Genomic DNA, 11,084 nt, shown 5'->3' with positions numbered 1-11,084 from the left:
CCCGGCGCCCCGGCGCCCCGGCGCCCCGGCGCCCCGGCGCCCCGGCGGCTCAGCGGCTCAGCGCGGACGCCGCGGCAGCAGGCAGCGCACCGACCGCGCGCGCAGCGCCCCCAGCCACAGCCCGGCGCCGTAGGCCAGGTCGTCGAGGCGCCGCGCCACCATCCGGTACGGCGCGCCGGGGTGCTCCACCCGCGCCACGACCGCGTCGACCACCAGCGCCGACGCGACCATCCGCCGTACGGTCCGGCTCGGCAGCGCCAGCACGGTGAGCGGCCACCAGTGCCGCAGCAGCAGCGCCGACTCCTGGCGCACCGACCACCCGAAGCCGCGGGCCACCAGGCCGGCCGCCAGCCGGCGACGCCCGGTGTGGGCGGGCAGGCGGCGCTCGACGGACGCCATTCCGATCGCCAGGCTCGCGACCACCACGGGCGCCGACCAACGCTTCCGCGCCAGCGCCGCGGCGCCCGCGACCGCCATCGGCAGCGACAGCACGGCCGGCGCGATCGCGTCGCCGTGCCGCGCGGCGAGGGGCGCGCCGCCGGTGCCGTAGGCGAGCTTGCGGCCCAGCCACCCCGCCATCCCCGGCCGTACGTCGTGCAGCGCGACCTCCTCCGGCTCGTACCGCACCACTCCGCCCGCGGCGACGGTCCGCCAGACGAGGTCGACGTCCTCGCCGACCCGCATCGTCGCGTCGAAGCCCGGGCGGACCGCGTCGGTGCGCGCGACCAGGCAGGCGCTCGGCAGCCAGCCAACAGCCGCGCCCGGCCGGACCGCGCAGGCGCGCGACCCGAGAGTGAGCGAGGAGGCCTTCTCGTCGTACCGCTCGAACCAGCGGGGCCGGTCGCTGCGCGAGCGGCCCACGATCTTCGGGCCCACGAGGACGACGGCCGGGTCCTCGAAGTGGCGGGCCAGCCGCCGCAGGGTGGGGGCGTCGACGCTCACGTCGGAGTCGACGAAGGCGACGTACGGCGTGCCGACCCGCTCCAATCCGGCGTTCCGCGCCCCGGCAGGCCCAAGGTTCCACGGCAGGTGGACGAGCTCGGCGTCGTGCCGGCTGGCGACCTCGGCGACCGCGGCGGGGTCGTGCGACGCGTCGTCGACGACGATCGCCTGCAGTGGTGCGACGGCCGCGAGGGCGCGGTCGAGCTGGGCGGCCCGGTCGCGGACCGGGATCACGACGGTCAGCAGGCCGACGTCGATGCCCGGCCCGGAGAGCTCGGGATCGGCCAGGTTGCCGTCGAGCAGGCGTCGCGCGACCAGGCCGCTGGCCCGGTCGCGGACGAGGAGCCGGTCGCCGTCGAGCAGCGCCCGCGCGCGCGGGCTGAGCCGCAGCGCGCGCAGGGGGGATCCGCCCACCAGCAGGTCGCCGTCGTCGGCGCGGGTGACGTCGTCCCGCAGCCGGACCGCGAAGCCGCTGGGCAGCGGACTCACGGCGCGAACCCGCCGTCGGCCTGCACGACCGAGCCGTTGAGCGCGGCGGCCTCTCGGCTGCAGCAGAACGCGATGGTGGCCGCGATCTCGTCGGGCTCGAGCAGCCGCCGCAGCAGCTGGTTGGCGGCGAAGCCCTCGACGTCCGGGAGGTCGTAGAGCGCCGCGGTCGCGTCGAGCATCGGCGTCCGCGTCGAGCCGGGGGAGACCGCGCAGGCGGTGACGCCGGTGCCGACCAGGTCGGCGGCGAGCCCCTTCACCAGGCCGACGACCGCGTGCTTCGCCGCGTTGTACGCCGCCAGGTGGTGCAGGCCGTGGTGGGCCGCGGCCGACGCGACCGCGACGAAGCGGGCGCCCGCCGGGTCGGGGCCGGCGAGCATCGCGGGGACGGCGACGGCGGCGGTGTTCCACACGCCCTTCACGTCGACGTCCCAGAGCAGGTCGAGGTCGGCCTCGGGCGTCTCCCAGAGCGGTCGACCGCCGGCGATCACCGCCGCGGCGGAGACGGCCGCGTCGAGCCGGCCCCACCGCTCGACGGCCAGGTCGACGGCTGCCGCGAGCGCGTCGCGGTCGCGGACGTCGGCCAGCTGACCGACGACCTGTGCGTCCTCGGACGGTACGACGAGCTCGTCGACCGCCACCACCCGGTCGCCGCGCGCGACCAGCGCGCGGACGGTCGCCGCGCCGATGCCGCGGGCCGCGCCCGTCACCAGGACGACCCGGCTCACGACCGGTCCGCCACGAACCGGACGACGTCCGCCGTCATCGACGCCAGCACGGCGACGCCCTCCTCGGCGCTCGCGCCGGCCGGGTCGCCGAGGACGCCGTTCGGCGACACCGCCTTCACGCCGCCGGCGATCATCGCGGGCAGCAGCTCGTCGAGGGTGCCGGTGTTGCCGGCCTCGGCGCGGTCGATACGGACGTTCCACGGCGCCAGGTGGAGCATCAGCGAGGTCTCGGTGCGGCCGGCGTGCAGGTCGACGTCCTCGGTGGCGCAGGCCACCCAGCCGACGTCATGTCCCTCGTCGGTCAGCTGCCTCACCGCGCGCTCGAGCGCCCTCAGGTTGCCGCCGTGGGCGTTGACGAGGACGACGCGCGCGGCCCAGGCGGTCATTGAGCGGGTCAGCTCGACGACCACCTGGTGCAGGACGTCGGTACCGATCGAGCTGGTCCCGGCGAAGGCCTGGTGCTCGCCGCTCGAGCCGTAGGTCAGCGCGGGCGCCACCAGGACGTCGTGCCCGGCCATCGTCAGGTGCAGCGCGGCCTCCGTCGCCACCGCCGTCGCGATGACGGTGTCGGTGTCGAGCGGCAGGTGCGGCCCGTGCTGCTCGATCGAGCCGACCGGCACCAGCACGGTCGGCGCGACCGGGATGTCCGGCGAGGTGGCCTCGGCGAGCGCGCCGTCCACGGCTCGGCCTCAGCTCCGGGCGTCGGCCGGCTCGGGCAGCCCGAGCGCGCGGTCGAAGCCGTCGGGGATGAGCAGGTGCTCGGGCCGCAGCTCGGCGGTCGACGACAGCGCCAGCCCGCGCAAGGCCGAGTCGACGCCGCCGGAGAGGACGTCGAGGACGTTCTCCACGCCGGCCTGGCCGTTGGCCGCGAGACCCCAGAGGTAGGCGCGTCCGATCATGACCGCCTTCGCGCCGAGCGCGAGCGCCTTGACCACGTCGGAGCCGCGCCGCACGCCGCCGTCCATGACCACGTCGATCTGGTCGCCCACGGCCTCGCTGATCGGGCGGACCATCCGGATCGCGGCAGGCGTGCCGTCGAGGTTGTTGCCGCCGTGGTTGGACACCGAGATGCCGGCGACGCCCGCATCCACGGCCCGCAGGGCGTCGTCGACGCGGCAGACGCCCTTGAGCACGAACGGCGTGCCGCTGATCTGCTGCCAGGTCTCGCGCATCCACGCGACGTCGTCCCACGTGGGCGGCGGGGTGGTCATCCACTCGTAGTAGGCGCCGAAGAAGGTCGGCGCCGCGCCTCCCGGAGGCGCCAGGTTGGGGGCGGTCAGGTCGGGGAGCCTGCCGGTCTCGCGGAACTCGCGGCCGAACTGCCACATCCACCGGCCCTTGGTCGCCACCTTCGGCGCCAGCCGGATCATCGCCTTGAGGTCGACCTTCTCGGGGATCTCGGGGCTGCCCCAGTCGCGTCCCATCGAGAACGACCAGTCCAGGGTGGCGATCAGGCCCTTCGTGCCCGCGTCGTGGGCACGCGTCATGCGCTGGATCATGGTGTCGCGGTCGCCGGTCCAGTACATCTGGAAGAAGGTCGTCGCGCCGGTGGCGGTGACCTCCTCGACGCTCTTGGACGCGAAGTTCGACAGGCCCATGATCGTGCCGCGCGCGGCCGCGGCGCGGGCGACGGCCACCTCGCCGTCGGGGTGCACCGCCTGGACGCCGGTCGGGCTGATGATCACCGGGCTGCCGATGGTGTGCCCGAAGACGGTCGTCGACTGGCTGCGCTCGGGCAGCTGGCCGACGACGTGCGGGGCGAGGCCGAGCTCGGCGAATGCGGCCTGGTTGTCGGTGACGCTCTGGCCCCGCTCGGAGCCGGCCACCAGCGCGCCGTACACGGGCTGGGGGAGGCGCTTGCGGGCCCGCTCCTGGGCGACCGCGACCGACTCGAACCAGGGGTTCTGCTTCCAGGGGTTCTCGAACTTCATGGCTGCTCTCAGATCTGGGGCTCGAAGCCGGCGAGGGGACTCTCGGCGCAGGCCGACACGGGGGGCCGGGTGAGCAGCTGCAGCATCACCGGCTGGTTGCGGGTGGGGGTGGCCTTGGAGTGGTCCTGGCTGGCGGCGGGGATGACGCGATCCCTCCCCAGCTGGGCCAGCGCGGACTCGCCGTACCCCTGGACGCACTCGGGGTCAGGCCCGTCGAGCGGCAGCCCGGTGAAGAACTTCGCCGCCATGCAGCCGCCGCGGCAGGAGTCGTAGAACCGGCACGAGGCGCAGGCGCCGCCGGTCTGCGGCGAGCGCAGCTCCTGGAAGAGTGCGGAGGTCTGCCACACCTGCTGGAAGCCGCCGTCGGCGAGCAGGTTGCCGGCCAGGAACTCGTCGTGGATCGCGAACGGGCAGGCGTAGACGTCGCCGATCGGGTCGATCAGGCACACCACGCGGCCGGCGCCGCAGAGGTTGAGCCCGGGCAGGGACTCGCCGAAGGCGGCGAGGTGGAAGAACGAGTCGCCGGTCAGGACCTGCTCGCCGCGCGTCAATCCGTCGGCGGTGTGCGCCATCAGCCAGTCGTAGAGCTCGCGCTGCTGCTCCGGCAGCGGGTGCAGCTCGTCCCAGACGTCGGCGCCGCGGCCGCTGGGGCGCAGGCGGGTGAGGCGCAGCGTGGCGCCGTACTTGTCGGCGAGGGCCTTGAACTCGTCGAGCTGGCCGATGTTCTCGCGGGTGCACACGACGCTGATCTTGGCGTCGCGGAAGCCGGCGTCCTTGAGGTTCTGCAGGGCGCGCAGGGCGGTGTCGTACGAGCCCGGGCCGCGGACGTAGTCGTTGACCTCGGCGGTCGCGCCGTCGAGGGAGATCTGCACGTCGACGTAGTCGGTGGAGGCGAGGAAGCGCGCCCGCTCCGGGGTGATCCGCACGCCGTTGGTGGAGAACTTCACGCCGACCTGGTGGCCGACGGCGTACTCCACCAGCTCCCAGAAGTCCGGGCGGATGGTCGGCTCGCCGCCGCCGATGTTGACGTAGAAGACCTGCATCCGCTGCAGCTCGTCGATGACCGCCTTGCACTGCTCGGTGGTCAGCTCGCGGGGGTCGCGGCGGCCGCTGCTCGACAGGCAGTGGGCGCACTCGAGGTTGCAGGCGTAGGTGAGCTCCCAGGTCAGGCAGATCGGGGCGTCGAGGCCGTACTCGAACTGCTGGACCAGGCTGCCCGTCTCGGGTCGTTGGGTGGGGCGCTCGGTCAGGGCGGTCATGCGGAGGTCTCCGTTCGGGGCCGGATCATGTCGGTCGCGGCCAGGCCGCGGAGGGCGGCCGCATAGGCCGCATGCTGGGAGGCCGGGACGCCGGCGTCCTCGAGCGCCGTCCGTACGTCGGGCGCCGTGCCGAGGCCGCGGACCACCGCGACCAGCTCGGGCCGCTTGAGGAAGGTCAGCCTCCGGTTGCCGAAGTGGTAGGCCAGCGCCCCGAAGGGCTCGGGCCGCAGGGCCACCGACGGCGAGAGCGTCCACGGCTCTCCCAGCAGGGCGTCCATCAGTAGACGCCGCACATGCCGTCGATCGAGACCTCCTCGATGAGGTCCTCGGCGACGAGCTCAGCCTGCTCGTTCTCAGGGTTCATCGTGCTCCTCCTTCTTCGGTGTGGTTCAGGGCACACTAATGGCACTCGTGGCCAAAAAGGAAGGGGTGGGGCGTGCTAACTTGCGGCGACATGGTCGAGAGCGCGCGGACGTCGGCACGGGGCCGCCCCGTCGCCACCAGCCATGCCGCCATCGAGCAGGCGGCCTTCGCGCTGTTCACCGAGCGCGGGTTCGCCTCGACCACCCTCGACGACATCGCGCGCGCCACCGGCGTCGGGCGGCGGACGCTGTTCCGCTACTTCGAGTCGAAGAACGACATCCCGTGGGGCCGCTTCGACCTCACCCTCGAGGGCTTCCGCGAGCTGCTCGCCGGCCAGCCGGACGACCTCCCGCTGCACGTGGCCGTGCACCGCGCGGTCGTGGCCTTCAACCGGTTCCCCGCCGACGCGCGGCCCAGCCACCGCGACCGGATGCGGCTGATCCTCACCACGCCCGAGCTGCAGGCCCACTCCGTGCTGCGGTACGCCGACTGGCGCGCCGTCATCGCCCACTACGTCGCCGAGCGGACCGGTCGTACGCCCGACGACCTGCTGCCCCGCCTGGTCGCGCAGGTGTCGCTGGCGCTCGCGCTCACGGCGTACGACGCCTGGCTGGCCGACGAGGACGCCGTCCTGGAGGACCTGCTCGACGCCGCGATGGCCGGGCTCCTCGGCTATCTCGGCGGCGCACCGGTCGCGGCGACTCCACCCGCCGGGGGATCATGGACCCATGACCGGCGCTGACACGGAGTCCGAGATCCCCGAGGATGCCCTCGGCCCCCACGACGACGAACCGCACGAGCAAGGCTTCAACGATCGCCTCAACTGGCTGCGCGCCGGCGTCCTGGGCGCCAACGACGGCATCGTCTCGACCGCCGGCATCGTGCTCGGCGTGGCCGGCGCGACGTCCGACCGGACGGCCATCCTGATCGCCGGCGTCGCGGGCCTCGCCGCCGGCGCGATGAGCATGGCCGCGGGGGAGTACGTCTCGGTCAGCACCCAGCGCGACTCGGAGGAGGCGCTGCTCGCCAAGGAGCGCCGCGAGCTGCGCGAGGACCCGGAGGAGGAGCTCGCCGAGCTCGCCGGCCTCTACGTCGACAAGGGCCTCGAGCCCGACCTCGCCCTCGAGGTCGCCAAGCAGCTCACCGCCAAGGACGCCTTCGCCGCCCACGCCGAGGTCGAGCTCGGCATCGACCCGAACGACCTCACCAATCCGTGGAAGGCCGCCTTCGCGTCGATGCTGTCGTTCACGCTCGGCGCGATCCTGCCGCTGCTGACGATCCTGCTCTTCGGCGTCGACGCGCGCGTGCCCGTCACTATCGGGGCCGTCGTCGTGGCGCTGGCGCTGACCGGGTGGGCGAGCGCGCGGTTCGGCTACGGATCGCCCTCGCGGGCCGTCGTACGCAATGTGCTGGGGGGCCTGCTCGCCATGCTCGTCACCCACGGCATCGGCCAGCTGGTCGGCACGCAGGTCGGATGAGGGCCTTCACCGCGATCGTCCCCGCCGCCGCGGCGATCGACCACCTCGACGCCTTCCTCGAGCCCCGCCGCTCCGCTGCCGACTTCCGGTGGGCCCGCCCCGAGCAGATGCACCTCACCCTCGCCTTCATGGCCGACGCCCCCGAGCGCCACCTCGACGCCTACGTCGACCGCCTCGCCGAGTCGCTCGACGACATCGCCCCCGCGCCGGCGTCCCTCACCGGGGCCGTCGCCTTCCCGAACGTCGTCGAGGGGCGGGTGCTCGCGGTCGGCGTCTCCGGCCCGGCCCCGCTCGAGCAGCTCGCCGTGCGTGTGCGCAACGCCGCCGTCGCGAGTGGGATCGAGGTGGACGGCCAGCGGTTCCGGCCGCACGTCACCGTCGCGCGGACCGGTGGGCGGAAGGTCGAGCTGACCTCGTGGGTGCGCCTGCTGTCGGACTACGCCGGGCCGGCGTGGTCGGTGGGCTCGGTGGCGGTGATCGGGTCGCATCTGGGCGAGGGGCCCCGGGGGACGCCGCGGTACGAGCTGCTGGCCGAGGTGCTGCTGTGACAGGGTCGGTCGACCCGGCACAATCTGGCCCGCAAAACGCGCCGACCCGGCACAAACTGGCCCGCAAAACGCACTGACCCGGCGCAAACTTCTGCCGGGTCGATCACCCCGCCGCCGCACAGGCCGACGAAAGCCGAAGGGCCGGCCCCCCACGCGGGGAGCCGGCCCTTCGTCGTACGACGGGTGTCAGCCGAGCGCCTTGACGATGTCCTCGACCCGGTCCTTCGCGTCACCGAACAGCATCTGGCTGTTCTCGCGGAAGAAGAGCGGGTTCTGCACACCGGCGTAGCCCGCGGCCATGGAGCGCTTGAAGACGATGACGTCCTTCGCGTTCCAGACCTCCAGGACCGGCATGCCCGCGATCGGCGAGGTGGGGTCCTCGGCCGCGGCGGGGTTGACGGTGTCGTTGGCGCCGATGACCAGGACGACGTCCGTCTCGGGGAAGTCGTCGTTGATCTCGTCCATCTCGAGCACGATGTCGTAGGGCACCTTCGCCTCGGCGAGGAGCACGTTCATGTGCCCGGGCAGGCGACCCGCGACCGGGTGGATGCCGAAGCGGACGTCGACGCCCTTGGCGCGCAGCTTCGCGGTGAGGTCCGCGACGGGGTACTGCGCCTGCGCGACGGCCATGCCGTAGCCCGGCGTGATCACGACCGAGGACGCGCCGGCGAGGAGCTCGGCGGCGGCGTCGGCCTGGATCTCGCGGTGCTCGCCGTAGTCCTTGTCGTCGGCGGGGCCGGCCTCGATGCCGAAGCCACCGGCGATGACGGAGATGAACGAGCGGTTCATCGCCTTGCACATGATGTACGACAGGTACGCACCGGAGGAGCCGACGAGGGCGCCGGTGACGATGAGCAGGTCGTTGTTGAGCAGGAAGCCCGAGGCGGCCGCGGCCCAACCGGAGTACGAGTTGAGCATCGACACCACGACCGGCATGTCGCCGCCGCCGATGGAGGCGACCAGGTGCCAGCCGAGCGCCAGCGCGAGCACGGTGATGACCGCGAGCAGGATCGTCGCGTCCGTGTTGTCGTGGGTGTCCATGCCGACGTAGATGCCGGTCAGGACCGCGAACAGCGCCAGCGAGCCGACGTTGATGAAGTTCTTGCCCGGCAGCATCAGCGGGGCGGACTTCATCTTCGCCGACAGCTTCAGGTTGGCGACGATCGAGCCGGTGAAGGTGACCGCACCGATGAAGATGCCGATCGCGACCTCGGCCTCGTGGATGTTGATGAGGCTGGCCAGGTCGTCGTGCGAGCCGAGGACGTGGCCGTTCCAGCCGATGGCGACGGCGGCCAGACCCACGAACGAGTGCAGCATCGCGATGAGCTCCGGCATGCCGGTCATCTCGACGATCTTCGCCCGCCACAGGCCGACCGCGGCGCCGATCGCGACGGCGGCGAGCATCAGGATGATGACGAGCGCGCGGTTGTCGAGGAACTCGCTGCCGTCGATCACGCCGACCACGGTCGCGATCAGCGCGACCGCCATGCCGACGATGCCGAACGTGAGGCCGTTCTTGGCGGACTCATGCTTCGACAGACCGGCCAGCGACAGGATGAACAGCAGGGCGGCGACGATATACGCCGCACCGGTGATGGAGTTGATGTCCATTCCGACATTCATTGGTCAGGCTCCCTTGCTGAACATCGCGAGCATGCGGCGGGTCACCGCGAAGCCACCGAAGACGTTGATCGACGCGAGCAGGATCGCCACGGCCGACAGGCCGATGACGAGCGTGTCGTCGGTGCCGATCTGCACCAGTGCGCCGACGACCACGACGCCGGAGATGGCGTTGGTGACCGACATCAGCGGCGTGTGCAGGGCGTGCGCGACCTTGCCGATCACGTAGTAGCCGATCACGATCGACAGCATCAGCACCGTGAAGTGCCGGCGCAGCTCGTCGGTCGGGGCGATCGCGTTGATCAGCCAGAACAGGGCGATCGCGGCCAGCGCGACGCCGACCTTCTTGCCCGCGCTCATCGGAGCCTTCGGCTCCTTCGCCGGAGCGGCCTCGACGGCAGCGCCCGACTGACTGGCGGGGGCGGCTGAGACCTGCACGGCCGGGGGCGGCCAGGTCGACTCCGCCCCATCTGCAGTGGCACGTACGACGGTGATGCCGCGCTGCACGACGTCGTCGAAGTCGAGCGTCAGGACGCCGTCCTTCTCCGGGGTCAGCAGCTTGAGCAGGTTGACGATATTCGTGCCGTACAGCTGCGACGTCTGCGCGGCCAGGCGGCCGGCGAGGTCGGTGTAGCCGAGGATCGTGACGCCGTTGGCCGTGACGACCTTCTGGTCGGTCACGGTGCCGGCGGCGTTGCCCCCGTTGGCGGCGGCCATGTCGACGATCACCGAGCCGTTGCGCATGCCGGCGACGGTCTCGGCGGTGATCAGCGACGGCGCGGGGCGTCCCGGGATCAGGGCGGTGGTGATGACGATGTCGGCCGCACGGGCCTCCTCGTCGTACATCGCGGCGGTCGCGGCGACCTGCGCCTCGGACATCTCCTTGGCGTAGCCGTCGGAGGAGACCTCCTGCTCCATGTCGACATGCACGAACTGCGCACCCATCGACTCGACCTGCTCGGCGACCTCCGGGCGGACGTCGAACGCCCGCACGATCGCGCCCATCGCGGACGCCGCGCCGATCGCGGCCAGACCGGCCACGCCGGCGCCGACCACGAACACGCGGGCCGGCGGGATCTTGCCGGCGGCGGTGACCTGGCCGGTGAACATCCGGCCGAACTCGTGGGCCGCCTCGACGACCGCGCGGTAGCCCGCGACGTTGGCCATCGAGGACAGCACGTCCATCGACTGCGCGCGCGAGATCCGCGGGACGGCGTCCATCGCGAGACCGGTCACGCCCTGCGCCTGCAGCTTGTCCAGCAGCTCGGGGCTGCGGCCCGGCGCCATCATCGAGATGATCGTCGCACCCTGCTTGAGGCGGCCGATCTCCTCGTCGGTGGGGGCGTTGACCTTGACGACGACGTCGGCGGCCCACACCTCCTGCGTCGTGCCAATCCTGACCACCCGGCCGTCGGCCACATCAGCAGCCGTGAACGCGGTGTCGGGCTGGTCGGCGAGGTCGCCGGCGCCCGACTCGACGATCACGTCGTAGCCGAGGTTGGTCAGTTGGGATACGGTCTTGGCGGTCGCCGCAACCAGGGATTCGCCCGGTTTCGACTCGCGCGGGATGCCGATGAGCATCAAGCCTCCAGCCCTTCTGTGGATAAACGCGAGTCAACCTACACAGACCTCACCCCCTCACGGGGCGCGTCTTACGTGTGACGTACATCTAGGGGATGCCCGTTGCGTTCACCGGTACTGGTGTGGCGTGAAGCCCCTTTCGGGGGTA

General features: G+C 72.4%; 12 protein-coding genes. 3 read left to right on the top strand and 9 right to left on the bottom strand.

What is annotated here, in order from left to right:
- Window positions 1-57 precede the first annotated feature (57 nt).
- Genes mftF through mftA form a run of 7 tightly spaced genes read right to left on the bottom strand, consistent with a single transcriptional unit; the run spans window position 58 to window position 5,746 of the window.
- The gene (gene mftF, locus AB4880_RS11940; protein ID WP_367919461.1) at window positions 58-1,431 is read right to left on the bottom strand and encodes a mycofactocin biosynthesis glycosyltransferase MftF; all 1,374 of its coding nucleotides are present in this window, start codon (window positions 1,429-1,431) and stop codon (window positions 58-60) included.
- Window positions 1,428-2,156, bottom strand: coding sequence for a mycofactocin-coupled SDR family oxidoreductase (locus AB4880_RS11935; RefSeq protein ID WP_367919460.1), 729 nt, complete (start codon window positions 2,154-2,156; stop codon window positions 1,428-1,430). Before AB4880_RS11935 ends, mftF begins: the two co-directional genes overlap by 4 nt.
- Window positions 2,153-2,836 (bottom strand): mycofactocin biosynthesis peptidyl-dipeptidase MftE, encoded by a 684-nt coding sequence (mftE, locus tag AB4880_RS11930; RefSeq protein WP_367919459.1) that lies wholly within the window; start codon window positions 2,834-2,836, stop codon window positions 2,153-2,155. Before mftE ends, AB4880_RS11935 begins: the two co-directional genes overlap by 4 nt.
- Window positions 2,837-2,845: 9 nt before the next feature.
- Window positions 2,846-4,087 (bottom strand): pre-mycofactocin synthase MftD, encoded by a 1,242-nt coding sequence (gene mftD / locus AB4880_RS11925; protein WP_367919458.1) that lies wholly within the window; start codon window positions 4,085-4,087, stop codon window positions 2,846-2,848.
- 8 nt (window positions 4,088-4,095) lie between these two features.
- Window positions 4,096-5,346: a mycofactocin radical SAM maturase gene (gene mftC, locus AB4880_RS11920; protein WP_367919457.1), complete on the bottom strand. Its 1,251-nt coding sequence runs from the start codon at window positions 5,344-5,346 to the stop codon at window positions 4,096-4,098.
- The gene (gene mftB, locus AB4880_RS11915; protein WP_367919456.1) at window positions 5,343-5,624 is read right to left on the bottom strand and encodes a mycofactocin biosynthesis chaperone MftB; all 282 of its coding nucleotides are present in this window, start codon (window positions 5,622-5,624) and stop codon (window positions 5,343-5,345) included. The genes mftC and mftB overlap by 4 nt, the downstream gene beginning before the upstream one ends.
- Window positions 5,624-5,746, bottom strand: a complete 123-nt coding sequence (gene mftA, locus AB4880_RS11910; RefSeq protein ID WP_367919455.1) for a mycofactocin precursor MftA — start codon at window positions 5,744-5,746, stop codon at window positions 5,624-5,626. The genes mftB and mftA overlap by 1 nt, the downstream gene beginning before the upstream one ends.
- 54 nt (window positions 5,747-5,800) lie before the next feature.
- On the opposite strand from mftA, the gene mftR reads away from it, so the two are divergent.
- From mftR to thpR, 3 genes are read left to right on the top strand one after another with little or no spacing between them, the layout of a single operon-like run.
- Window positions 5,801-6,451, top strand: coding sequence for a mycofactocin system transcriptional regulator MftR (gene mftR / locus AB4880_RS11905; RefSeq protein WP_367919454.1), 651 nt, complete (start codon window positions 5,801-5,803; stop codon window positions 6,449-6,451).
- The gene (locus tag AB4880_RS11900; RefSeq protein ID WP_367919453.1) at window positions 6,438-7,187 is read left to right on the top strand and encodes a VIT1/CCC1 transporter family protein; all 750 of its coding nucleotides are present in this window, start codon (window positions 6,438-6,440) and stop codon (window positions 7,185-7,187) included. Before mftR ends, AB4880_RS11900 begins: the two co-directional genes overlap by 14 nt.
- Window positions 7,184-7,735, top strand: a complete 552-nt coding sequence (thpR, locus tag AB4880_RS11895; RefSeq protein ID WP_367919452.1) for an RNA 2',3'-cyclic phosphodiesterase — start codon at window positions 7,184-7,186, stop codon at window positions 7,733-7,735. Before AB4880_RS11900 ends, thpR begins: the two co-directional genes overlap by 4 nt.
- A gap of 186 nt (window positions 7,736-7,921) precedes the next feature.
- On the opposite strand, the gene pntB is transcribed toward thpR, so the two are convergent.
- Window positions 7,922-9,346, bottom strand: coding sequence for a Re/Si-specific NAD(P)(+) transhydrogenase subunit beta (gene pntB / locus AB4880_RS11890; protein WP_367919451.1), 1,425 nt, complete (start codon window positions 9,344-9,346; stop codon window positions 7,922-7,924).
- 15 nt (window positions 9,347-9,361) lie between these two features.
- Window positions 9,362-10,936 carry a Re/Si-specific NAD(P)(+) transhydrogenase subunit alpha gene (locus AB4880_RS11885; protein WP_367919450.1) on the bottom strand — a complete coding sequence of 525 codons (1,575 nt, stop codon included), beginning with the start codon at window positions 10,934-10,936 and terminating at the stop codon, window positions 9,362-9,364.
- Window positions 10,937-11,084: the final 148 nt, after the last annotated feature.

The organism is Nocardioides ginsengisoli (assembly GCF_039537225.1).
Taxonomy (GTDB): domain Bacteria; phylum Actinomycetota; class Actinomycetes; order Propionibacteriales; family Nocardioidaceae; genus Nocardioides; species Nocardioides ginsengisoli.
The sequence above is the reverse complement of the archived record's forward strand: the minus strand, read 5'-3'. Positions and strand labels throughout refer to the sequence as shown.

Excerpts from the sequence above, each read along its gene's own strand:
- mftD (WP_367919458.1), bottom strand. The coding sequence starts at position 4,087 with ATGAAGTTCGAGAACCCCTGGAAGCAGAACCCCTGGTTCGAGTCGGTC.
- mftC (WP_367919457.1), bottom strand. The coding sequence starts at position 5,346 with ATGACCGCCCTGACCGAGCGCCCCACCCAACGACCCGAGACGGGCAGC.
- mftB (WP_367919456.1), bottom strand. The coding sequence starts at position 5,624 with ATGGACGCCCTGCTGGGAGAGCCGTGGACGCTCTCGCCGTCGGTGGCC.
- mftR (WP_367919454.1), top strand. The coding sequence starts at position 5,801 with ATGGTCGAGAGCGCGCGGACGTCGGCACGGGGCCGCCCCGTCGCCACC.
- AB4880_RS11900 (WP_367919453.1), top strand. The coding sequence starts at position 6,438 with ATGACCGGCGCTGACACGGAGTCCGAGATCCCCGAGGATGCCCTCGGC.
- thpR (WP_367919452.1), top strand. The coding sequence starts at position 7,184 with ATGAGGGCCTTCACCGCGATCGTCCCCGCCGCCGCGGCGATCGACCAC.
- pntB (WP_367919451.1), bottom strand. The coding sequence starts at position 9,346 with ATGGACATCAACTCCATCACCGGTGCGGCGTATATCGTCGCCGCCCTG.
- AB4880_RS11885 (WP_367919450.1), bottom strand. The coding sequence starts at position 10,936 with ATGCTCATCGGCATCCCGCGCGAGTCGAAACCGGGCGAATCCCTGGTT.